The sequence below is a fragment of the Rhodococcus sp. IEGM 1406 genome, from assembly GCF_030056745.1.
GTDB lineage: Bacteria > Actinomycetota > Actinomycetes > Mycobacteriales > Mycobacteriaceae > Rhodococcus_F > Rhodococcus_F erythropolis.
On the sequence record NZ_JASHKO010000002.1, the window covers coordinates 33462 to 56956 of the forward strand.

At 63.1% G+C, this 23495-nt stretch carries 20 protein-coding genes and 1 riboswitch; of the genes, 16 read left to right on the plus strand and 4 right to left on the minus strand.

All coding sequences use genetic code 11. From position 1 onward, the window contains the following. The first annotated feature begins 4 nt into the window (after positions 1–4). The 5 genes from QM596_RS09625 to QM596_RS09645 all read left to right on the plus strand — a co-directional run bounded on the left by QM596_RS09625 (position 5) and on the right by QM596_RS09645 (position 6134). Entirely contained in the window at positions 5–742 is a 738-nt protein-coding gene (locus QM596_RS09625; RefSeq protein ID WP_283308815.1) for a hypothetical protein, read from the plus strand. Then, a complete protein-coding gene (locus QM596_RS09630) occupies positions 739–1353 on the plus strand; it encodes a class F sortase (protein ID WP_283308817.1) in 615 nt (204 codons plus the stop codon). Before QM596_RS09625 ends, QM596_RS09630 begins: the two co-directional genes overlap by 4 nt. A gap of 93 nt (positions 1354–1446) precedes the next feature. After that, complete coding sequence (gene thiD, locus QM596_RS09635) at positions 1447–2247, plus strand: bifunctional hydroxymethylpyrimidine kinase/phosphomethylpyrimidine kinase (protein ID WP_020907843.1); 801 nt, start codon at positions 1447–1449, stop codon at positions 2245–2247. Positions 2248–2295: 48 nt separating this feature from the next. Beyond that, on the plus strand, positions 2296–4779 hold the full coding sequence (pepN, locus tag QM596_RS09640) for an aminopeptidase N (RefSeq protein ID WP_283308820.1): 2484 nt from the start codon (positions 2296–2298) through the stop codon (positions 4777–4779). Positions 4780–4844: 65 nt separating this feature from the next. Beyond that, on the plus strand, positions 4845–6134 hold the full coding sequence (locus QM596_RS09645; RefSeq protein WP_283308822.1) for an alpha/beta hydrolase: 1290 nt from the start codon (positions 4845–4847) through the stop codon (positions 6132–6134). On the opposite strand, the gene QM596_RS09650 is transcribed toward QM596_RS09645, so the two are convergent. Further along, positions 6096–8363, minus strand: coding sequence for a DUF2254 family protein (locus tag QM596_RS09650; protein ID WP_046378597.1), 2268 nt, complete (start codon positions 8361–8363; stop codon positions 6096–6098). The genes QM596_RS09645 and QM596_RS09650 overlap by 39 nt on opposite strands. A gap of 4 nt (positions 8364–8367) precedes the next feature. Beyond that, complete coding sequence (locus tag QM596_RS09655; RefSeq protein ID WP_283308825.1) at positions 8368–10503, minus strand: bifunctional lysylphosphatidylglycerol flippase/synthetase MprF; 2136 nt, start codon at positions 10501–10503, stop codon at positions 8368–8370. A gap of 139 nt (positions 10504–10642) precedes the next feature. Between QM596_RS09655 and QM596_RS09660 the strand changes: the two genes are divergently transcribed. The 11 genes from QM596_RS09660 to gcvP all read left to right on the plus strand — a co-directional run bounded on the left by QM596_RS09660 (position 10643) and on the right by gcvP (position 20587). Continuing rightward, on the plus strand, positions 10643–11257 hold the full coding sequence (locus tag QM596_RS09660; RefSeq protein WP_020969692.1) for an NUDIX hydrolase: 615 nt from the start codon (positions 10643–10645) through the stop codon (positions 11255–11257). Positions 11258–11366: 109 nt separating this feature from the next. Then, positions 11367–11966: a CDP-alcohol phosphatidyltransferase family protein gene (locus QM596_RS09665; RefSeq protein WP_020969691.1), complete on the plus strand. Its 600-nt coding sequence runs from the start codon at positions 11367–11369 to the stop codon at positions 11964–11966. Further along, the gene (locus QM596_RS09670; RefSeq protein WP_019748559.1) at positions 11963–12829 is read left to right on the plus strand and encodes a DUF881 domain-containing protein; all 867 of its coding nucleotides are present in this window, start codon (positions 11963–11965) and stop codon (positions 12827–12829) included. Before QM596_RS09665 ends, QM596_RS09670 begins: the two co-directional genes overlap by 4 nt. A 13-nt stretch (positions 12830–12842) precedes the next feature. Further along, positions 12843–13193: a small basic family protein gene (locus tag QM596_RS09675; protein ID WP_003946178.1), complete on the plus strand. Its 351-nt coding sequence runs from the start codon at positions 12843–12845 to the stop codon at positions 13191–13193. 3 nt (positions 13194–13196) lie between these two features. Beyond that, positions 13197–13976 (plus strand): DUF881 domain-containing protein, encoded by a 780-nt coding sequence (locus QM596_RS09680; RefSeq protein ID WP_283308826.1) that lies wholly within the window; start codon positions 13197–13199, stop codon positions 13974–13976. Between the two features lie 44 nt (positions 13977–14020). Continuing rightward, positions 14021–14425: a glycine cleavage system protein GcvH gene (gcvH, locus tag QM596_RS09685; RefSeq protein ID WP_019748557.1), complete on the plus strand. Its 405-nt coding sequence runs from the start codon at positions 14021–14023 to the stop codon at positions 14423–14425. Between the two features lie 211 nt (positions 14426–14636). Further along, complete coding sequence (gene garA, locus QM596_RS09690) at positions 14637–15131, plus strand: glycogen accumulation regulator GarA (RefSeq protein WP_003946166.1); 495 nt, start codon at positions 14637–14639, stop codon at positions 15129–15131. Continuing rightward, positions 15131–15868, plus strand: a complete 738-nt coding sequence (ftsR, locus tag QM596_RS09695; RefSeq protein WP_003946161.1) for a transcriptional regulator FtsR — start codon at positions 15131–15133, stop codon at positions 15866–15868. The genes garA and ftsR overlap by 1 nt, the downstream gene beginning before the upstream one ends. Positions 15869–15961: 93 nt before the next feature. Further along, entirely contained in the window at positions 15962–16435 is a 474-nt protein-coding gene (locus QM596_RS09700; RefSeq protein ID WP_003946194.1) for a bifunctional nuclease family protein, read from the plus strand. 335 nt (positions 16436–16770) lie between these two features. Next, a complete protein-coding gene (locus QM596_RS09705; RefSeq protein ID WP_021344354.1) occupies positions 16771–17325 on the plus strand; it encodes a MerR family transcriptional regulator in 555 nt (184 codons plus the stop codon). Positions 17326–17545: 220 nt separating this feature from the next. After that, positions 17546–17675, plus strand: a riboswitch (glycine riboswitch). A gap of 53 nt (positions 17676–17728) precedes the next feature. Further along, the gene (gene gcvP / locus QM596_RS09710) at positions 17729–20587 is read left to right on the plus strand and encodes an aminomethyl-transferring glycine dehydrogenase (protein ID WP_283308828.1); all 2859 of its coding nucleotides are present in this window, start codon (positions 17729–17731) and stop codon (positions 20585–20587) included. Positions 20588–20609: 22 nt separating this feature from the next. Here gcvP and QM596_RS09715 read toward each other — a convergent pair whose 3' ends face one another. Both QM596_RS09715 and QM596_RS09720 read right to left on the minus strand, forming a co-directional pair. Beyond that, positions 20610–21758: a metallophosphoesterase gene (locus QM596_RS09715; protein ID WP_195791741.1), complete on the minus strand. Its 1149-nt coding sequence runs from the start codon at positions 21756–21758 to the stop codon at positions 20610–20612. Further along, entirely contained in the window at positions 21758–23452 is a 1695-nt protein-coding gene (locus QM596_RS09720; RefSeq protein ID WP_020969686.1) for a VWA domain-containing protein, read from the minus strand. The genes QM596_RS09715 and QM596_RS09720 overlap by 1 nt, the downstream gene beginning before the upstream one ends. Between the last annotated feature and the right edge of the window lie 43 nt (positions 23453–23495).

Here is a 23495-nt window from a genome sequence, read left to right on the forward strand (position 1 = left end):
GAGAATGACGATCTTCGGCAGGCGTTCCGCGGGCATCTCCGCGACGGCCTTCGTCTTGGCAGCTGTTGTATCGACGGCACTTCCCGCGGTGGGATCGGCAGCACCAGTCGCACTCACCCACGCGTGCACTCCCGAAATCAACGAAAATTCGATGTCACTCGATCCGGCCGTGATCGACGGTTGGTACGACATCTCGACTGGATCGCCTGGAACGAAAATCAACTCGATCGAGGCGTGGCGGACAGTGCCGGGAGACATCCTCGAGTTTCGCGCATCGGTGACGATCAGAGCCCACGGAAGTCCCGTCCGAGGGACCCTTCGGATCGACGGCGCCGGCTTGACCGGAGATCAGGATTTGATCTCCAGAATGACGTTGACCCAAGATCTCGGCCGGTCAGGGTCAACGGTCACCGACGCTGACGACGGTTCGGTCATCCCCGTACGTGCCAAGCTCGCCTTCGATGTCGCCACTCCGGGCCAGGTAGCCCAGAATCGGACAGTCAACCTTTCTGCGGTCAAGATCGTTTTGAGCGGCGACACTACCGATTCGGAAGGTGAATGCCCTGGTCCCGGCCCAGGCCCAGGCGGTGGCGGGAATGGCGGTGGCGGGAACGGCGGTAGTGACGGCGACAACGGTGCCGGTGGTGGCGTCGGGGACAACGGCGGCGCGCTTCCCGGTCGCGACGTCGGAAACCGCGTTCCGATTTCCCATGTCCCTTCCGGCCCGACTTCTCGTCCGTGACAGCGGCACCTGGATCCACGGCCAGCCGAACGTGGGCCGCTGCAGTAGTGGCGACAATGCTCTTGATCGGCGGATGCTCCGACGACGGGAACTCGCCAACTCGAGTCCTCGCGACCGGCCAGGAAGATTTGCCGCCGGCAGCTCGCGCCGCAGTCGACAGTCCGGATGTCCCGAGCACGCTGCGCACAGGCGACAGCACTGCTGACATCCTGCCGATCAAAACGACGACGGGCGGCTCGCTCGTTCCGCCAGAGGACGTCAGCGAGATCGGGTGGTGGGCGGACTCGGCCTTTCCCGGCTCCGGCGCGGGCACCGTGGTGATCACCGGCCACATCAACGACATCTATCAAGGCGACGGTTTCGGAAAGAAGTTCTCCACCTTGGACATCGGCTCGATCGTGACCGTTACGGGCGGCGGGGGACAGGTCTGGAACTACCGCATTGATGCAGTCGATCACTACAGCAAGGACGGCGAGCTGCCGGTCGAGCGATTGAACAGCCTCGACGGACCCGAAACCCTCGCGCTGATCACCTGCGGCGGCGAGTTCGTCGGTCCGCCGTTCGGATACGAGGACAACGACGTCGCGTGGGGAACTCCGGTGCCCGCATAGCCGAAAACCATACGTCGGAACGGTTGATAAACTGGGTCCCGCGTTCGTGGCCATCCACGCACGTTTCGAAAGTCCGAAGAAGGAGATTGTGCTGTGGTTGACCTCGCCTATGTCATCGCTGGGTCCGAAGCGACTGGCGGTGCCGGCCTGCAGGTCGACCTGAAGACGTTCCAGGCATTGGACGTCTACGGCGTAGCGACCACCACGTGCATCGTCTCGTTCGATCCCAAGAACAACTGGGGTCATCGCTTCGTGCCGATCGCTCCTGACGTGATCGCTGATCAGATCGAGGCTGCCACGGCAGCTCACGATCTGGACGTCGTCAAGATCGGAATGTTGGGAACTCCTGCCACGATCGAGGTTGTGGCAGAGGGTCTGCGTCGGCAGTCCTGGCGCCACGTCGTCCTCGACCCGGTCCTGATCTGCAAGGGCCAGGAGCCCGGCGCGGCTCTCGATACCGATACAGCACTTCGTGATTCGATTCTTCCGCTCGCCACAGTCATCACACCCAACCTGTTCGAGGCACGCACCCTTGCCGGAATGGACAGCATCGAAAGCGTCGACGACCTCATCGAGGCCGCACGTCGTATCCATGACCTCGGACCCAAGTACGTGCTCGCAAAGGGCGGTGTCGAACTCGCCGGTGGCGACGCCGTCGACGTGTTGTTCGACGGGACCGACGTGACGGTTCTCTCCGCCCCCAAGGTCGGCGAAGAGCGCGTCTCGGGTGCCGGTTGCACGCTGGCCGCCGCAGTGACCGCCGAACTGGCAAAGGGCGCCGACGTGGGAGAAGCCGTCGCTCTGGCCAAGAAGTTCGTCACGGCGGGCATCGAAGGCCGCGTCTCGGCACACACGCCGTTCGACACCGTCTGGCAGGGCGCGTTCAAGGGATAGGCGCACGGCGGCTCACATCGCCGCGCGCGGCCTGGCAGGATCGAGTGCGTGAGTACTGCGAACCTGAATCGAAGCGAAGTCGCCGAACGATCTCGAGCCATCTCCGTCGCCGGTTACCGGGTGGAGTTGGATCTGCGATCGGCGGTCGACTCCGCCGTGAAGACCTTTTCGACGGTCACGACAATTGATCTGACGTCCTCGGTGGAGTCCACGTGGCTCGATTTCATCGGTGCTGCAGTCGATTCCGTGGACGTCGACGGTGCGTCGATTCCGGTGAAGTACGACGGGTCCCGGATCGTGCTGCGCGGACTCGGCGGATCGAACGTCGTGCGAGTGGCAGCTCACGGCCACTACAGCCGTTCCGGCGAAGGGCTGCACCGATTTGTCGACGACGCTGACGATCAGACGTATCTGTACACGCAATACGAGCCTGCCGATGCCAGGCGTGTTTTCGCCTGCTTCGAGCAGCCGGACCTCAAGGCGCCCTTCACATTCGAGGTGACAGCACCTGACGGCTGGGAAGTCCTGTCGAATCAGCCCGCGACCCAGACTCTCTCCGTGGACGGTGCACAACGCGTCACTTTCGCCCCGACGCTGCCGATCTCGACCTACATCACCGCGATCGCGGCCGGGCCGTATCACCGCGTGGCGTCGTCGTGGAGTCGCGGCGAACTCACTGTCGAGTTGGGTGCGCTGTGCCGGGCGTCGTTGGCTCCACACCTTGATGCAGACAACGTTTTCGACATCACCCGTCAGGGGCTGGACTTCTACGCCGAGTACTTCGACTATCCGTATCCGTTCGGCAAGTACGACCAGATCTTTGTCCCCGAGTACAACCTCGGCGCCATGGAGAACCCGGGACTGGTGACCTTCACCGAGGCATACGTGTTCCGCGGCACCGCAACCGACGAGCAGCATCAGCGCCGCGCCAACACGATCCTGCACGAAATGGCGCACATGTGGTTCGGCGATCTCGTGACCATGGTCTGGTGGGATGACTTGTGGCTCAAGGAATCCTTCGCCGACTTCATGGGATCGCTGGTCAGCGCCGAAGCTACTCGCTTCACCGATGCCTGGGTGGCATTTGCCATCAAGCGGAAGGCGTGGGCGTACCTCCAAGATCAGCTGCCGACCACGCATCCTATCGTCGCCGACATCGTCGATCTCGAAGCTGCGAAGCTGAACTTCGACGGAATCACCTATGCCAAGGGCGCCAGTGTCCTCAAACAACTTGTGGCGTTCGTCGGGCGTGACGCGTTCTTCGAAGCGGCACGCCGGTACTTCAAGGCTCACGCGTACGGAAACACCACGCTTGTTGATCTGCTCGACGTGCTCGCGGAGACTTCCGGACGTGATGTGCGCGAATGGGCCCGAATCTGGTTGCAGACCACCGGAGTGTCCACGCTGTCGCTCGACGGAACAGACCTGGTCCAGACGGACCCGAGGCCGCATCGGCTCGCAGTCGGAATCTACGACTACAACGAGTCCGGAGATCTTGTTCGCACCGAACGCGTCGAACTCGACATCACCGAATCACGCACGTCGGTCGACCTTCCGCCCGGAGCACTCACACTGCTCAACGACGAAGACCTCACCTACGCCAAGGTGCGATTGGACGCGGAATCTCTGTCCACTGTCGAGGCATCCCTGGACCGCGTGAGCGATCCGCTTGCGCGCGGGGTGATCTGGTCGTCGCTGTGGAACTCGGTGCGTGATGCGCAGCTCTCGGTGTTCCGGTACCTCGACATGGTGGAACGATTCGCTCCCGCGGAGACAGATCTTGCGATTCTCAGCTCGATCCTGACCGATGCCCAATACGCGGTTCTTCACTACGTTCCGAAAAGTTTGCGGCCCAATGTAAGTGCAGGCTGGTTGGAAACGACCTGGAAGGCGGTGTTCGAAGCCGAACCGGAGTCCGGAAGACAGCTGGCATGGGCACGGGCTCTGTCGGCCGCTGCAGCGGTCAACGATGCTCGCGCCGACGAGGTGCGGTCGATACTCGACGGCACCTGCCCGGGGCCGGTCGGACTGGCTCTCGATCCTGATCTGCGGTGGGCATTGTGGATCGCCCTGTCCGCGACCGGGCATGCGAGTGTGAGCGACTTCGACGGTGAGCTGAGCAAGGACAGCACGTCAGCGGGTCGAACGGCGTACGTCCGCGCTGTGGCGTCGATTCCCGATGCCGAGACCAAGGCGGCTGCCTGGGCGTCGGCGACCACTGACGGCTCACTATCGAACGACCGCCTGGATGCGACGATCGCCGGATTCCGTTCGGGCACGGACCCGTCGTTGATCGAGGGATATGCGGCAGAGTACTTCTCGTCCCTGGGGAAGTGGTGGTCCGAACGCAGCATCGAGATCGCCCGACGGTTGGTGAACGGACTCTTCCCGGCAGCTGAAGACACCTCTGCTGTCGATTCCTGGATCCAGGCCAATGCTGAGGCGCCCGCGTCGCTGCGGAGGCTTGTTCTCGAGCGTCGGGATCACCTGGCCCGAGACCTACGTGCCCAGGCGTCGAACGCGGTGATCTGACGCCATCAGCTCCGAAATGTCCTGTTCTTGGATATTGTCTAAACAGGGCTGCGACGGGAGACGACGTGCACACGATCACGGATCTGTCGCTGGTCACGGGCCCGGTTCCGCCCGTGGTGACGGTGCTCGGAATTCTGGCACTTCTTTGGCTGATCTTCTCGAGATCGAGGCGTCACGTGCTGATCTCGATTCCGGTCTGCATCGTCGCGGCAATCGCGATCGCTCTCGTGCTGTACTGGCTGATCGAGAAGGTGTGGCACCCGTTCCCCGATCCGATTGCCCGTCCGGTCTACGTGTGGATCGGGTTGGGCATTCTCGGCGTGCTGCTGGGTGTTTCGCGGGTATTTGCGGCGACGCGGATCGACGGTCGCGTGCTCACCGTGGTCTCCGTGCTCCTGGTGGTCGTGTCGAGCGCGGCTCACGTGAATCTGCAGTTCCAGTCGTATCCGACGTTGGGAACAGCGCTGGGACTCTCGGACGCGGAGAAGGTTTCACTCGCCGACCTGGACGACGGCAAGGACGGGGCGGTACCGGTTTCGCAATGGAAGGCTCCCGCGGACATGCCGTCGGCCGGCAAGGTCAGCACGGTCACGATTGCGGGGACGGTCTCCGGATTCAGCGCCCGCGACGCCGAGATCTACTTACCGCCCGCGTATTTCACCAACCCACGACCGGAGTTGCCGGTGTTGGTCCTGCTTGCCGGCCAACCAGGCGCGCCCGAGGACTGGCTACAGGGCGGACGTCTCGTCCAGACCATGGACACCTACGCCGCTGCGCATTCGGGCTTGGCTCCCGTTGTCGTCGTTGCTGACGGGACCGGGTCGGAACTGGCGAATCCGCTCTGCGTCGATTCTCAACTCGGGAACGTCGCAACGTACCTTTCGCGCGATGTTCCCGACTGGGTGCGCGGGAACCTCCAGGTGGATCCCGACCCGAGGAAGTGGGCGATCGGGGGACTTTCCTACGGCGGTACCTGCGCGTTCCAGATGGCAACGAACTTCCCCGCGGTATATCCGACGTTCCTGGATCTGTCCGGTCAGATCGAACCCACACTCGGCGATCGCAAGCAGACGGTCGATGCAGCGTTCGGCGGCAATGAAGCCGCGTTCGTGGCAGTGAATCCGCAGGATCTGCTCCGGGAGAAGAAGTTCCCCGACAGCGCCGGCGTGTTCGTGGTCGGCAAACAGGACAACGACTACCGCCCAGGTCTTCAAACGCTCTACGAAGCCGCAAAGGCCGCAGGGATGGACGTCCAATACGCCGAGGTCGATGGAGGACACAGCTTCCAGGTGTGGTCGGCTGGGTTGGCGAGTCAATTAGGTTGGCTGGGAACGCGACTCGGTCTGCCCGGATGAACGATCGTCTGGAAGTTCCGAAGACCCGATGATCAGCGGGTGAATTCTTCCGGTCGCCCCGGCTTCGGAGCCCAATCCCTGCGGATCTGCCACACTCGCGAGCCGAAGGTCGAGTGCGCCGGTCCATTCTCGGGTCAATTGCGCATCGAGTGCGTCGACGCGCTCGAGTAGCGGAGGGTGCTGGTCCGGCGGGCAGGCTTCGAGCAAGGTCGCGAATACCGCGCGTAGACGACGCTGGACCTGCGCGGAATTGGTACTGAAGTGCCGGATCTCGTCGGTGGCGACGGACACGTAATCGGTCCAGGTGCGTTGCTGCCCTCGGATCAGCGTGAGATCCGAGGTTGACGTGTCGAAGCGGACACGCGGGGCGAGAAGTACCAGAAGATCTTCGATGTGGTCGAGAGCCTGCACGGCTCGGCCCGGGTCGTTGATGGCGGGTGACAGCGCCTTGAGCGCGATGTCCACGATCGACTGAAGCGCTGCACCGGGGCTGACGACCGGGCTGTGCGTGTCACCGAAGATCAAGCACGACATCAAGGTGTCCGGGCGTACCTTCAGCGACGGTCCGCGTACCTCGAAGAGGGGCGCGTTCTGGGCGACGAACTCGCCGATGCTGGGGACGACCTCGACCGAGACGTCCCAGCGGCTCGCCAACCGCTGCAGTCGTGCGAGATCGATCGCCAGCAGAATCCGGCCGTCGGGTGAGAGGTGGCGCAGGCGAATCACCAGTGCGTCGGCGCTCTCGGAGGTTTCGGACTCGCGCGGTTGGGGGAGGGGGAGCGGCTGACTGGGTTTCGGTGCGCCGGAAGGTAAGTCCTCGTACAGCGGATAGGCACGAATCGTCGCGCTGCGACCCTGGGCCGCTATCCAACGCAGCAACCGACTGGAATTGAGGATCGACCCGACCTTCGCCACCAACGCGATGAACAGGATCGCACTGGCCAATGCCAGAAGGAGTGCGATCGCCGTGGAGATGGTCGGTGAGGAATTCTCCGAATCGAGCGCCAGATCGAGCGCAATGATCAAGGAGAAGACGAACGTGGCCAGAAACATGCCGATCGACCACCGCATCACTCGCTGTTGCGCAAGCATCGGGACCACCCGCACCGAAATCTGCGAGGCGCCGAACTGCATTGCGAGGGTGATGGCGGTGAACACCAGACCGGTGAGAGTGATCATCCCGCCGGCGATGACGCTGAGCAGCGTTGCGGTGGCCCCGGCGTCCACGCCCTCGGAAATGGTACCGACGTCGCCGTCGCTCACCAGGTCTCCGTCGATTCCGACGAGGATGTTCGCGGTGACGACGGACAGCACGACGAGGATCACGGGGAGGCGCCAGACCGGGACTGTTCGTAATCGTCGGCGAGTTCGGCGCCAGCGAATTCTGTCCGAAAGCCGCCGTGATAGTCCGACTTTCGTCGTAGGCGTCGTGGTGTCGACGACTGGGAGTGGTGGTGGGGTCGGAGGAGTGGAACCGAAACTTCCTGACACCGTCTCCTGAACGTAGATCTTCGCGTGGATCATCGGCTCGCGATACCGCTGCTCACGGGCGACTGCCCGGCTCATCTTCGCGGGCTTGTCGCGGTAACGCGAACGCGCCCACGGCGCACCCGGGCGACTCAACCGAATTGCTCCGACCAACAGAAGCGGGGTGAAGAACAGTCCGATCAAGCCGGTCCAGAGTTTGCCCTTCATCAACGTGATCACGGCGAGTCCGAGTTGGATCACGATCGCGACGACAACGCCGATCAACGTCGCCAGGCTACGGTCCTGCTCATACGGGTCGAACTCTCCCGCGAATCCGATCGGGTGGACTCCGAGAAGGAAAAGGAACGAGATCGCGATGGCAACGAACACCGCGTCGATGGACGAGCGACCCTCTTCGGCCCAGTAGACGTCGCGCAGATGTAGCACGAGTGCGTACTCGTCGAGGACCAGCGCGCTGCCGATACCGAACACCGACGCAAGAACACAGTTGGCGATCGGGGTGTGATAGTCGGCCAGAGCGATGAAGGCAAAGCCGGACACGAGCATCATCATCAAACCGAAAACCATGTGGTGGATGTGCATTCCACCGGGCGTGACATTGCCTGGCCACCACGAGACCTCAGCTCGGATCATTCGAACGCTGAACCGAATGAACAGGAACGTCAGGACAAAGGCGAGCAGAAGGAAGAACAGTGGGAGTCTGCCGGTGTCGACGACCGTGTGCTCGAACCAGGACCGCACGGCGTCAGCTCTTGCTGGTGGCGAGCTTGATCAGCTGAGGAGCTGTCGCGTCCGGAAGGTAAGCACGCGTGAGCGCGATTCCGATTCGAGGCAGGTCGGCCTCGTCGCGGAAACACAGGAAAACGGGTTCGTATCTCGGCTTGAACTTCTTCTTGAATGCGTGAAGAGACCGGAAGCCGTAGAGCGGTTCCATCGCGGCTCCGAGCATGTCGAGCAGGCGGTCCATCGATGCGGCGTCGGCGCCGTCGTCGCTGCGGGCCAGCGGCGCGCCGGACAGTGAGACGAATTGGGCACCTTGTTCTTTGAATTCGAGGGCCGACGATGCGATGAGGAACTCGACCACCGGCCGGAAGCCGTCCGGGCGTCGACGCATGACGTCGAGCGTCCAACCCCGGACCACGCCGCCTTCGCCGTACACCGGCAACCACGAGGTGACGCCGTGAATACTTCCCGTCGGGTCGACGGCCAAACCGACCCGGACGTCGCGATCGAGCGCCTCTTCGACGCTGCCGAGGGTGAACCCCATCTCGGGGAGTCCCTTGTCGCCCACCCATTCCTCGGATATAGCGCGCACTTGAGCCAAGACGGAAAACGGCTCGTCTGCCAGTGTTGTCATCCGGAAGGTGATGTCGTCCTTCTTGGCCTTGTTGAGCGCCGAGCGGATGTCCTGCCAGGACTTTCCGGTGAACTGCAATTCCGGCAGGTCGACGATCGTGTCCTCGGCGACCTGAACGGTGCGCCACCCGCGCCGTGTGGCGGCATCGGCTGTTTCCTTCCGTACGGAGAACAAGCAGGGAGTGAGGCCGTTGGCTTCGGACATCGTCGTGAATTCGTCGACCGCCGCGGCAAGTCGGTCGGGGCTCGCTATCGGATCGGCCAGCACTACGACGACACCGACATGCCGTTGGAATGCAACGACGCTCTCACCCGACTCGCCGAAGTAGTAACTGTTGCCGTCCCACGTCGTCATCCACGACATGGTTCCGCCGCCGTGCTGTTTGAGCAGTTCCCGAGCAGTGGCGCGAGGATCGTTCCCGGACAGCGGTCCGCCTCGAATCTTGCGCCGCATCGGCACGTGAAAAGCGTGACGGCCCTTGATCAGCAAGATGAGTTCGAGAAGCCAGAGCAGCGCGGTACCGACCGTGACGGCTCCGGCGCTTTCGTAGTCGAAGAAGATGACCGAACCGAGGACGAGGGCGGTGGCCAAGACCGTCAGAGAGCCGAACACCACGGCAACCCACCAGGCCCAGCGGCGACCTCGTCGCAACTGATCCGCGATCAGTGCAACGATGATCACGTCGACCAATGCGGTCCAGCCCGAACCGGTTTCGGCTTCCGTCGGCCCGAAGGGTCCACTGCCGGGGAACAACCACACGGCGATCTCGACCACTCCGATCAGGAGCAGGCCGATGAATCCGAGCAGACGGATCTCGCGTCGCGTTCGGGGGATGAAGCCGCGCTCTCCGTCGCCGAAGAACTTTTCGCCGACCGGAAGGAAGATCGCAACCGCGATGAGGTGCTGTACGTCGGCGAGGCGACCTTCGAAGAGAAAGGCGATCGCGATGTACGCGCACAGGATGGCGCGCACTCGCATTCGCCAGGGCGAGCGCAGAGTTGCGGTGGTCGCGGCGAGTGCGGCGATGATGGCGGTGGTGACACCGACGTCGCGGTGGGTGGCGAGGTTGCGAGCCCAATCCCAATCGGTGTGGCTGCCCGCCCAGAGGAGGAGCGATGCACCCAGTTCGCCCGCCAACTGACCGCTGATCGTGACGATGGCCGCATTCTTGGTTCCCAGGCGCCACTCGCACCAGCCGACCGCGAAGGCAAAAACGACGATGATCGAAACATACTGACCCGGCGTCAAGCCGAAGAACCAACCCGTGACGAGAGTCCACCACTTACCTTCCTGCAAGGCAGGGACTCCGTAGGCGATGTCGTCGAACCACGAGTAGGTACGGACGTGATTCCACAAGGCGCCGGTCGCGATCCCGACGACGGTGATGGTGAGCACGACGATCGAGGTGAACGGCACGCGCCGCAGGACGCTCAGCGCGTCGGAGGCAAAGCGAGAGGCCCGATTCGGCGCGCCTGGCGCGCTCTGGTCGGTCTGCGGGGTGGGGGTCTGGGACTGCTCAGCCATCGAGGTTCTCTTCTCGCCATGCCGCACGGTGGATTCTGCCTGTTCAGCATGACAGGAATACAGACCGATAATCAGGCGAAGCGGTCAAAATGGACGAGACTGGCTGGGGGTCTCAGTCTCGTGGCGCTACTGTCGAGCCATGGTGAACGGAGATTTACTGAATCGGGACCACCTGGTCGCCTCACTTGCCGCTTTCGAACCTCGGTCGGTCGAATTGGACGGAAGGCGCTCGGCGTCGGTGGTCATCGTCGTCATGCGGACTGCGGACGGAACACCCGTGTTCCCGGTGACGAAGCGGCCGAGCAAGATGCGCGCTCACCCCGGTCAGTTCGCGTTGCCAGGCGGAAGCGTCGACCCGGGTGAGTCTTCCGAACAAGCAGCGGTTCGGGAGCTGTCCGAAGAGTTGGGCGTCGACGTCCCTGAGTCGAACATCATCGGCCGGCTCGACGACTACGTCACCCGTTCGGGATTTGTGATCCGACCGTTCGTCGTCTGGTCCGGTGAGGACATCGGGGGACTGGTACCCAATCCCGACGAGGTGGCCCAGGTGTATGCCGTGACGTCGGAGGAACTCGACGTGGACTCGCGATTCGTCACCATCGAGGAATCACCGAACCCGGTGATCCAATGGCCTTTCCGGACGAGCCTGATCCATGCGCCGACCGGAGCCGTCATCTATCAGTTCCGCGAAGTGCTGAACGGACGGAACACGCGCATCGACAACCTCGAGCAGCCGGTGTTCGCCTGGCGATAAGGTCAGCTCGACACGTTCGGGACAGTTCGGGCTACGGCGCCTCGGCGAATAGTCCGTCGTGCTGTGGAAAGCTGGCCGCACGGCAATCGAAAGACGCGAGGTGTGTGCAGTGAACTCTGGCGAACAAGAACTGGTCCCCACGGATCGGATTCTCACTGTTCCCAACGTGCTCAGTATCGTGCGTCTACTCGCTCTGCCGCTGTTCGCCTACCTGCTGCTCGTCACGCACTCGGACGGCTGGGCATTGGCGCTGCTGATGCTCAGCGGGTTCACCGACTGGCTCGACGGCAAGTTGGCCAGGGTGCTCGGGCAGACCTCGCGTCTGGGAGCGCTTCTCGACCCGTTGGTCGATCGCCTGTACGTCGTGACGACACTGGTCACCTTCGTTGCCCGCGATTTCATTCCCTGGTGGGTCGCGGCGATTTTGATCGGCCGTGATCTTCTACTCGCGTTGACGCTGCCGATCTACCGCCGGCGTGGACTGCCGCCGCCCGAGGTCATCTACCTCGGCAAGGCTGCGACCTTCCTCCTGATGTTCGCGCTGCCTTTGATTCTTGCCGGACACGGAGACTGGGCCATCGGACCGTTCACCCATGCCTTCGGTTTCGCTTTCCTGATCTGGGGAACCGTCCTGTACGTGTGGACTGCCGCGATCTACGTGCTCAAAGCCGTTGACGTTGCGCGAACGCACGAGGTCGTGCCTCGATGAAGTCGACCGGGGAGGACGTCCGTCGTAACCCGGTACCGTCGCTGCTTCGGTCGCTCATGACCGAACATCTCGATCCGGGCTACGAAGCGACGGCATTCGAACGCCAACACGAGCACACGACGAACAGATCCTCGAAGACGGGGCCGTGGCTGGCCCTCGGTGCACTGCTGATCGGGTTCATCGTCACGGTCTCTGCAGTTCAGGCCACCAAGCAGGTGACCGGCACCGAGGAGGTTCGAAGCGAGTTGGTCGCCAAGGTCCGTGACGCGGAGGATCGAATCGATTCGCTGGCCGCGTCCCGCGATTCACTCGGCGGCGACGTCGACGCCGCCCGTGGCTTGGCGCTCGAAGGTGATGCCAGAGGCAGCGCGGTCCTCGATCAATTGCGAGCGGTCGAATCCGGCGCAGGAGCCGAAGCTGTTCACGGGGAGGGGCTGGTGGTGACGTTGACGGACCCGGCCGGGCGCCCGAACCTCTCGGATGCGTCCCAGCGCAGCGTCGGCGGTAAGACAGTTGTCCTCGATCGCGATCTGCAGACCGTCGTCAACGCCCTGTGGGCTGGCGGAGCGGAGGCAATCGCCGTCGGCGGCGTGCGAATCGGGCCGACGGTGACCATCCGTCAGGCGGGCGGCGCGATGCTCGTCGACAACCAACCTGTCTTCTCGCCGTACCGCGTCGAGGCGATCGGCGACACGCGCGCGCTGCAGCGAGAGTTCGTCGTCAGCGACGCCTACGTGAGAATGTCGAGCGTCTCGCAACTGTACGGAGTCGGTTTCGCAGTGGCCGAGGACGACTCGTTGACACTGCCGCCCGCGACGCCTCGTGCGGTCCGGGTGGCAACAGAACCCACAGAACCCAAGTGACAGAAGGAGTTCGATGAAGGCCGGTTCCGCCCTGTACGGACTCGCAGCACTGGTCGTCGGCATCGTCTTGGGCGTCGTTTTCAGCCCGCAGGTGCCCGACGTCATCCAGCCCTATCTTCCGATCGCTGTCGTTGCGGCACTCGACGCCGTCTTCGGCGGGCTACGCGCGTATCTGGACGAGATATTCGACGCAAAGGTGTTCGTGGTCTCCTTCGTCTTCAACGTGCTCGTCGCGTCGTTGATCGTCTGGCTCGGCGATCAGTTGGGTGTGGGTACTCAACTCTCGACGGCAATCGTCGTCGTGTTGGGTATCCGGATCTTCGGCAACGCAGCGGCATTGCGACGACGACTGTTCGGAGCGTGAGCCATGTCCGACCACGCCACGACTGACCCCGAAGAACCACCGGTGACGACTACGGGTGAAGGTCGTCACGAGTTGCGTTCGCCGTCGAAACATCGCACGAACGTGGTGTTCGCGATCCTCGCCGCCGTGCTTCTGGGTGTGCTCGGTGTCGCGATTGCCACACAGGTACGCAGCACCGTGGCCGGAGATTCACTCGACGCCGCGCGCCCTGCCGACCTCCTGGTGGTTCTCGACAACTTGAATCGGCGTGAAGCCGCGTTGAGGCAGGAAGTCGCGAATCTTCAGGAATCGCTTGCCACTTTGGAAGCCGGCGGCAACACCGGAGCAGCGCTCGACGAGGCGCGGGCGCGGCTGACCTCGCTCTCCATTCAGGTGGGGACCGCTCCTGCTACCGGACCGGGTGTGACGATGACCCTGACGGATCCAGCAGGGGGCGTCGGCTCCGAAGTGATTCTCGATCTCATCCAGGAACTACGTGCTGCCGGGGCCGAAGCCATCTCGATCGCAGGTGCGAACGGCGAACCCATTCGTATCGGCGTGAACTCGTGGGTGAGTGGGCGCGGCGGCGAGATCGAATTGGACGGAATCCGGATCGAGCAGCCGTACACTGTGACCGCGATCGGGGATCCGCCGACGTTGGCAGCAGCGTTGAACATTCCCGGAGGCGTTTTCGACAACGTCGCACGCAACGGCGGAACTTCCTCAGTCGACCAATCGCAGCAGGTCACGATCTCCGTCTTGCGACAATTGAATCCGCGCCAATACGCTCAACCCGGAAATTGATCTTTTGCGTCCGACTTTCGGACGGCCTGTGAAAGGAAGCCACTGTGAGTGAGCTCGATACACCTACCGATCTGCGCTACACCGCGGAGCACGAGTGGGTGAAGCGGACCGGCCCGACCTCAGTTCGAGTCGGTATCACCGACTTTGCTCAGTCGCAGCTCGGTGACGTCGTGTTCGTCCAGCTTCCCGCTGTCGACGAAGACGTGACCGCCGGTGAATCGCTCGGTGAGGTCGAGTCGACCAAGAGCGTCTCCGACATCTTTGCTCCGTTCACTGCGAAAGTTCTTGCAGCCAACGGTGAATTGGACGGACAGCCTGACCTCGTCAACACCGATCCGTACAACACGGGTTGGTTGGTCGAGCTCGAGGTCGCCGACGAGGCCACACTCGACGCCGCACTCGCGGCAACGCTGGACGCGGAGGCATACAAGGGACTCACGTCCGAGTAGAAAACCTGCGCGTGGACCGGCCAACTCGTGTTGTGTCGCGGCCTGTCTCGCTGCACGCGGCGGTCTGCGCAGGGTACGGTCGTTAGGTACGCATGTGCCGAGTCGGGGCGCAGGGCCGTATCGAACGTGACTGTGAAAGATGCTCGTGAAGAAAGTGCACTGCGTAGTCCAGTGATTCATGATCTGGATGATTGACCCAGGAGGAGAAACAGTGAGCGAGAACGGTAACGACGCGGGCTATGGGGAGTCGCCGGCGGAGACCACTTCGGTTTTCCGTGCGGACTTCCTCAATGAGCTCGACAACACCTCCTCTGCAGCACCGGCCGCCGAGCAGCCGGTTTCGGGCGTGGAAGGCCTTCCCGCCGGAGCCGCCCTTCTGGTGGTCAAGCGGGGACCGAATGCAGGATCCCGCTTTTTGCTCGATCAGCCGACGACGTCGGCAGGTCGGCACCCGGACAGCGACATCTTCCTCGACGACGTGACCGTCAGCCGTCGTCACGCCGAGTTCCGTCAGGAAGATGCAGATTTCCACGTCGTCGACGTCGGAAGCCTCAACGGCACCTACGTCAACCGTGAGCCTGTCGATTCGGCAGTTCTCGCGAACGGTGACGAGGTTCAGATCGGCAAGTTCCGTCTGGTGTTCCTCACCGGCCCTCGTGCCGGCGGTTCGCAGGTCGGCGAGTCGTCAGCAGGTGCGGGTAGCTAATGACGGCAGTGCGGCAGCAGAGCCAGCCCGGAATGTCGATTGGTTCCGTGCTGGATCGGTTGCGTCCAGATTTTCCCGACGTGACGATTTCGAAGATCCGTTTCCTCGAGTCCGAGGGCTTGATCAGCCCACAACGGACACCGTCGGGATACCGCAGATTCTCTGTCGAGGACTGCGAGCGTCTTCGCTTCGTGCTGACCGCTCAACGCGATCAGTACCTGCCGCTCAAAGTGATCAAAGAACAACTCGAAGCGATCGACAGCGGCGCAGCGACGGTGAGTGCAGAAGTTCCTGCGCCTCGTCGTGCTCGCGTCCTGTCGATCGCTACGGGCGATGTCTCACCCGAGGCTTTCCGGGTCGATCGCGAAGTTCGAGTCGGTCGTCAGGACCTTCTCGCTCGCGCCGACATCGACGATCGGTTTCTGACCGATCTGATCCGCACCGGTTTGGTCGTTCCCGGCGCAGCGGGCTTCTTCGACGAGGACGCCGTGACGCTGGCGCGCACCGCGAAGGCGATGTCCGAGTACGGCTTGGAGGTTCGTCATCTGCGGGCGTTCAAGTTGGCTGCTGATCGTGAAGCAGGACTCGTGACCCAGATCGCCGGACCGGTTGCCAAGGGTCGTGACGCCGGAGCACGTGATCGTGCCGAGGAAATGGTCCGGGAACTGGCTGCGCTGTCGCTGACTTTGCACACATGTCTGGTCAAGTCGGCGGTTCGGGGAAGTCTCGATCGCTGAGTTCCTCGATCAGCGGGGCACACTCGAATAGAATTTCAGTACGACCGCATCGGAGTCGGTCGGCTGGATCACGTCAGGTTGGAGGCAAGCTCGATGGGCGAAATGCGTGTGATCGGAGTTCGTGTCGAGCAGCCTCAGAATCAGCCGGTCCTGTTGCTGCGAGAGTCCGACGGCGATCGGTACCTGCCGATCTGGATCGGGCAAACCGAAGCTACCGCGATTGTTCTCGAACAACAGGGAGTCGAGCCGGCGCGGCCGCTGACTCATGACCTGATCAAGATCTTGATCGAATCATTCGGTCGGAGCCTCAAGGAAGTGCGGATCGTGGACCTGCAAGAGGGCACTTTCTACGCGGATCTCGTCTTCGACGAGCAGACCACCGTCTCGGCACGTCCGTCGGACTCGATTGCATTGGCCCTGCGCATCGGCGTTCCGATCTTCGCGTCGGAGGCTGTTCTCGCCGAGGCCGGTCTGGTCATTCCCGACGAGCGCGAAGACGAGGTCGAGAAGTTCAAGGAATTCCTTGACACCATCTCGCCGGACGACTTCAAGGCCACTGACGGTTAGTCCTGTTTGCCCGTAATCAGGCTTTAGTCTTCAACTCTCAAGTAGAGGTTGAGTCTCGGTCGGCGTGTTGCGTTGACCGAGCACCCTCGTGGTCTTACCGTTGCGTGCGGTGGAGATCTTCTCGCCTTGTCGATCGAGGCGTACTCTGGGTAAGTCCACTCATGGAATTACCTGCCTTGGATTCACATCTGAAAGTTCGGTCGGCACGGGATTCTCGTGACTGCTGATAGCACAGGTTGGTTACATGATGGCGAAGCGAGAGGGAGACGGCAGTGGAAGAACAGTCGAATGAGCGCGGAACGGGCATAGCCGATAGTGCCGAGCCGACTGCAGAAATGTCTTCCGAAGAGCTGCAGCCAGGCCTGTTCCCGGACGATTCCATCCCCGACGACCTCGTCGGATATCGAGTACCCAGTGCGTGCCAGATCGCCGGGATCACGTACCGCCAACTCGACTACTGGGCACGGACGTCGTTGGTTGTTCCGTCAATCCGTGGCGCTGCCGGATCCGGTAGCCAACGTCTGTACTCCTTCAAGGACATCCTCGTTCTGAAGATCGTGAAGCGTCTGCTCGACACCGGCATCTCACTGCAGAACATCCGCGTTGCCGTCGATCACCTCCGTAAGCGTGGCGTCCGCGATCTTGCCAACATCACCCTGTTCTCCGACGGCACCACCGTGTACGAATGCACGTCTCCCGAAGAGGTCGTCGACCTCCTCCAGGGTGGGCAGGGCGTATTCGGCATCGCAGTCAGTGGAGCGATGCGTGAACTCACCGGAACAATCGCCGACTTCCCAGCCGAGCGGGCTGACGGCGGCGAAAGCGATCCCAACCCGGAAGACGAGTTGGCTTCGCGACGCAAGAATCGCGCCAGCCGCAAAACCGGATAACGCACGTCACATCTCTTTGGAGGATGCCACGGTGCAGGTAGGCGTTTCGGTCAACTAGACTGGGCCTGCGTCGCCGGCGTACGGGAGAGCCTCGGATACCGATTCACCGAACTTGTCTTTGTTTCAGTCTTTGTCTCAAAGGTCAGTCGTGAGCGGGATCAGGGCGCCGAAGGAGCAATACCTCCCCGTCAATCTCTCAGGCACCAAGGACCGTACGGGCTCCGACGCCTCTGGAAAGCGGTGGGACAACCCACCCGCCGACGGGGAAAGGCTGTGGCTTCCGTCTATCGGCGGATCACTACCGAATCTCTCAGGCGCTCGGGAATCGAGCATGCGACAGAGGGGGAGGAACGCACCGCAGTTCGGTGTGTGTCCTGATCCTCCGATCTGTCTGGGAGTTGTCGTGATCGACGCTGCAAGCCGTATATTTGCCGACCGCCATGTCGGTCCGAACGCCGCGGAACTCGCGCGCATCCTCGAACTCGTCGGTGTCGATTCACTCGACGAACTGGCAACCAAGGCCGTTCCCTCCGTCATCCTCGATGCTGCCCCCAACGGCATCGCGGCCGGACTCGACGCTCTGCCGCTTCCGGTCGGAGAGCACGAGGCACTTGCCGAACTGACTGCACTTGCAGCCCAGAACACTGTCGCGACGTCGATGATCGGCCTCGGCTACTTCGACACGTTGACGCCGCCGGTGTTGTTGCGCAACATCATCGAGAACCCGGCCTGGTACACCGCGTACACCCCGTATCAGCCGGAGATCAGCCAGGGCCGCCTCGAAGCCCTCCTCAACTTCCAGACCATGGTCGCCGATCTCTCCGGCATGGAACTGGCCAACTCGTCGATGCTCGACGAGGCCACCGCCGCTGCCGAAGCCATGACGCTCCTGCGCCGCGCGAACCGCAGCAAGTCCCCACGCTTTGTCGTCGACGCGGACCTGTATCCGCAGACCCTCGCCGTCATCGAGACACGCGCCGAGCCGCTCGGCATCGAGATCGTCTCCGCAGATCTCACTGCCGGACTGCCCGAGGGTGATTTCTTCGGTGTCATCGCCCAGATCCCGGGCGCTTCGGGACGCGTCATGGACTACACCTCGATCATCGCGGAAGCTCACGAGCGCGGCGCACTGGTTGCCGTCGGCGCCGACCTTCTTGCGATGACGCTCATCACCTCGCCGGGTGAACTCGGTGCGGACGCGTGCTTCGGGACCACCCAGCGCTTCGGTGTTCCCATGGGGTACGGCGGACCGCACGCCGGTTACCTGGCCGTGCACTCCAAGCACGCGCGTCAGCTGCCCGGCCGTTTGGTCGGCGTCTCGATCGACGCCGACGGAGACAAGGCATACCGCCTCGCGCTGCAGACACGTGAGCAGCACATTCGCCGCGAGAAGGCGACGTCCAACATCTGTACCGCGCAGGTGCTCCTCGCGATCCTCGCTGCGATGTACGCGAGTTACCACGGCGCCGAGGGGCTCAAGGCGATTGCGTTGCGCGTCGCTGCCCGCGCACACGCGTTGGCAAACGGCCTGCGCGAGGGCGGCGTGACCGTAGTCCACGATTCGTTCTTCGACACTGTGCTGGCTCAGGTTCCGGGTAAGGCGGCCAGCGTTGTCGCTGCGGCCAAGGAATCCGGGATCAACCTGCGTCTGGTCGATGCCGATCATGTCGGTATCTCCTGCGACGAGGCCACCACCGCCGACCACGTCCTTGCCGTGCTCGACGCGTTCGGGATCGAGGATGCTGTTGTCGCCATCGAAGCCGAGGGCAACTCGGTTCCGACTGCTCAGGAGCGCACGTCCGACTACCTGCAGCACGAAGCCTTCACCCGTTACCGTACGGAAACGGCAATGCTTCGCTACCTGCGTGCGCTCTCCGACAAGGACATCGCCCTCGATCGCAGCATGATCCCGCTGGGCTCGTGCACCATGAAGCTGAACGCCACCGCCGAGATGGAATCCATCACCTGGCCCGCGTTCAACGCGATCCATCCGTTCGCGCCGACATCGGATGCGCCCGGTCTGCTGAAGATCATCAAGGATCTCGAAGACTGGCTGGTCGCGGTCACCGGCTACGACAACGTCAGCCTGCAACCCAACGCCGGCAGCCAGGGGGAATACGCGGGCCTGCTCGCGATCCGCAACTACCACCTCAGCCGGGGCGACGACCATCGCGACACCTGCCTCATCCCGTCGAGCGCTCACGGCACCAACGCGGCGTCTGCCGTCATGGCCGGGATGCGCGTCGAGGTTGTCGCCTGCCGTCCCAACGGTGACGTCGACGTCGACGATCTGCGCGCGAAGATCGCCGATCACGCCGAGCGTCTCGCCGCGATCATGATCACCTATCCTTCAACGCACGGTGTTTACGAGCACGAGATCTCCGACATCTGCGCAGCGGTACACGACGCCGGTGGCCAGGTGTACGTCGACGGGGCCAACCTCAATGCGCTTGTCGGCCTTGCCCGTCCGGGCCGATTCGGCGGCGACGTCAGCCACCTGAATCTGCACAAGACCTTCTGCATCCCGCACGGCGGCGGCGGACCCGGCGTCGGCCCGATCGGTGTGCGCTCACACTTGACGCCGTTCTTGCCCGGACATCCGATGGCCCCCGAACTCGGTGGTAGAGGAACGATCTCGGCAGCGCCGTACGGCAGTGCGTCCATTCTGCCCATCACCTGGACCTACATCCGGATGATGGGTGCTCAGGGCCTGCGCCGGGCCAGCCTGACCGCCATCGCGTCGGCCAACTACATCGCGCGTCGACTCGACGAGTACTTCCCGGTTCTCTACACCGGCGAGAACGGCATGGTCGCGCACGAGTGCATCCTCGACCTCCGTGGGTTGACCAAGGACACTGGCGTCACCGTCGACGACGTGGCAAAGCGTCTGGCCGACTACGGTTTCCATGCACCGACCATGAGCTTCCCCGTGGTCGGCACACTGATGGTCGAGCCCACCGAGAGCGAGAACCTCGAAGAGATCGACGAGTTCTGCGAGGCGATGATCGCCATTCGCGGCGAAATCGATCGCGTCGGCGCCGGCGAGTGGACGGTGGAGGACAACCCGCTACGCGGTGCTCCCCACACTGCCGGAAGCATTGCAGCGCAGTGGGATCACCCGTACTCGCGTGAGATCGCCGTCTTCCCGCGAGGCAAGGCTCGCCCGAAGGTGTGGCCGTCCGTGCGTCGTATCGACGGTGCACATGGCGACCGCAACCTGGTCTGCTCGTGCCCGCCGATCGAAGCGTTCGCAGGCAACTAAGGCGTGTGCCCGCCGGAGATCATCACCTCTCGCGTACGAGTTCGAGAACGGTGATCTCCGGCGGTGCGCCGACGCGTACCGGCGGGCCCCAAGCCCCGGCGCCACGCGTCGTGTAGAGCACTGTGTTTCCGACCTTGTCCAAGCCTTGCACCGAGGGCTGCTGCAGCGGAACGAGATACCTCAGCGGCCACATCTGACCGCCGTGAGTGTGCCCGGACAGTTGCAGATCGATACCCATCTCGGACGCCTCGATCGCTTGACGCGGTTCGTGCGCGAGAAGCAAGGCGAAAGTATTCGGATCGCGACCTGCGAGCGCGGCAGTAAGGTTCGGCTCGTACGGGGCCGGCGACGTGTAGTCGTGGATGCCCACGATGTCGATGGTGTCGCCGTCATGCTGGATCGAGGCGCGACTGTTGCGAAGTGTGGTGATCCCCAATGTTTCCCACACGTCGAGCCATTTGCCACCGTCGTCCGCGTAGAACTCGTGGTTTCCGCTGACTCCGAAGATTCCGTCCGGCGCCTGAAGATCGGCGAGCGGAGCAAGATCGGGAGCAACTTTTGCGACGGTGCCGTCCACGAGATCGCCGCCGATCGCGATCAGATCGACATTCTGCGCGTTGACGATTTCGACCACCTTGCGGGTGAAGTCGACCCCGCGGGCCGGTCCCACGTGCAGGTCGGTGATCAAGGCGATCCGGTATCCGTTGAAGCCCTCGGGCAGGCGAGCGAGCGGCACGCGGACGCGTGAAATCTTGGGGCCCGACGCCTCGTAGACGCCGTAGCCGGCGGTGCCGATCGCCGCGAGAGTGACTGCTGCTGTAGCCAACTGCAACGTACGACGCTTCGCCGGGTCGACTTCGGTCATGGTATCCGTGCGGCGTGCACGTAGTCGACTGATCCCGGCAAACAGGCCGATCACGAGCAGTCCGGGAATCAGGTACAGCCACGAAGCCAGCCAGACCCATCCGAGAAATCCGATCGGTCGCGCCCAGGACGTCGGGAAGATTTCGCCGCTGCCGACCCCGATGAGCGTCGAGACCGCCAAGACGACAAGCGCAGTGTCGGCAAGACGAGCCCATCGCCTCGGGATGCCGGTGGCGCGAACGAGTCGGCGGTGCAGGAACCAGGTCAGAAGGGCGAGAAGGACTGCAAAAACCGCGACGCGCCCCATCAGGACAGCATCTTGGTCACTGTGGCCGCGAGAGCGGGGTCGGACGTCGAATCGACGCGAACCAAGGTTCCGCCGGTCCGATCCGAGACGTCTTGGAGTGTGGAGACGTCGTCGCCCGCACCGACGACGATCACGTCGACCTGTACCGGACGCGACGGATTGCCCGCAGCGGCGATCGCGCTGAGCAGTTCGGCTCGCGTCGTGGTGGATTCGTCAGGTGTACTCGAGGTGATCAGCAGCACCGAGTTGACTCGTCCCGCGTCGAAACCGTCAACCGCGGCTTTGTACGAACTGGCAAGCGCCGGGTACTTGGAGGTCTTTCCGCCGGCTCGAAGCCCGTTGAGGAAATCGGTGATGGTGGCACGCCGATTCGGCTCGGACAGTGAACCGCCCGGAACCAGGATGCGCTCGGACGGTTTTCCGTCGGTGCCCGTGCTGAACTCGCGAAGGCCGATGTCCGAAGCGTCAGGGCTGCGACCCAATTGCGTGTTCACTGCCGCGGCAACGTTCGCCAAGCGGGTAGTGCCACCGTCGTCGGTCCCCATCGACGCCGACGTGTCCATCAGGATGGTGGCACTACGCGGAGAGACCGGATTGGCGACGATGTCACCGAGCGCAGCTGCGGTTTCGGCCGAAGCCGGTTTCAACGTGGACGAGATCTTGGCCGGAGACACCGCACCGAGATCGGGAAGATCTTGACCCTCGACCCGGAAACCGGCGCCGACGAACAACTGTGACTGATTCGGCTCACGCATGAAATCGGCAAACTGTGCCGCTGCGCGCGAGGCGGTTTCGTCGATCCCGCTGCCTGAGACGATGACCGCCGGATAGTCCGCGACTGGCGTTGCGCCGGCGGGGGAGTACGTCGTCATCGCCGCGTTCGCGCTCTGCGCTATCGACTGTTCCGTGGCCGGAACGGCTTTCACCGAATCCGGTGTTCCGGCGCTCAGTGCTCCGAGGGCTTCGGCGGTGGACGTCGGGGGAGTCGGCAAGGATTGGAACTGCAATGCCCGCGCACTGAGCGCAGCGTTGACCTGCGCGGACTTCGCCTGATCCGTCGTGACCGGACCGGCACCCGCATCGGCGACGTCGGCAGCGATTGCCTGTGCGGCCATCGAGGTTTCGGTACTTCCGACCGGCAGGGCGACTGTCAGATCCGAAGGCAATGACTTCCAACTCGATGCTGCGCCGGCCAATGCTGCCGCGGTCTCGGGGCCGGTTGCCAGAACGATCGGGGAACTCGCGAGCGAGCGAGGATCACCGTTGATCACGGCCTTGCCCGCCAGCGGCGCGAGTTCGAACGAGCTCGTCGGGATCCACAGGGAGGGACGCGGTCCCAATGCTGCGTCGTCCCAGGATGCCGCCGGACCGGCTTCGAGTGCCGTCGAGACCGACGCGGACGGCGCACCGTGCACCACGACGGTGATGCAGTGATCGCGCACGACCGGAGAGGTCTGGGTGTACCGCTTGGCCAGTTCCTCGATCTGTGGGGCGATGGACGGATCCGCGGTGACGTCGAGTGTCTTGTTGCCTTCGACGCACGTACCTGCTGCCTGCTGGCCCTGATCGTCGATCCGGTTGCTGAGGGCCTTCCACCCGAAGAAGCCTGCAACGATCAAGACGATCAGCACGACGACGAGAATCGGCCCCTTGCTGATACCTCTGGCGCCTGACCCGCCGCGATGTTCGCCCACGTACCTTGCCCTACCTTGGTCACTCGAAGAATGTCTGCTGAAC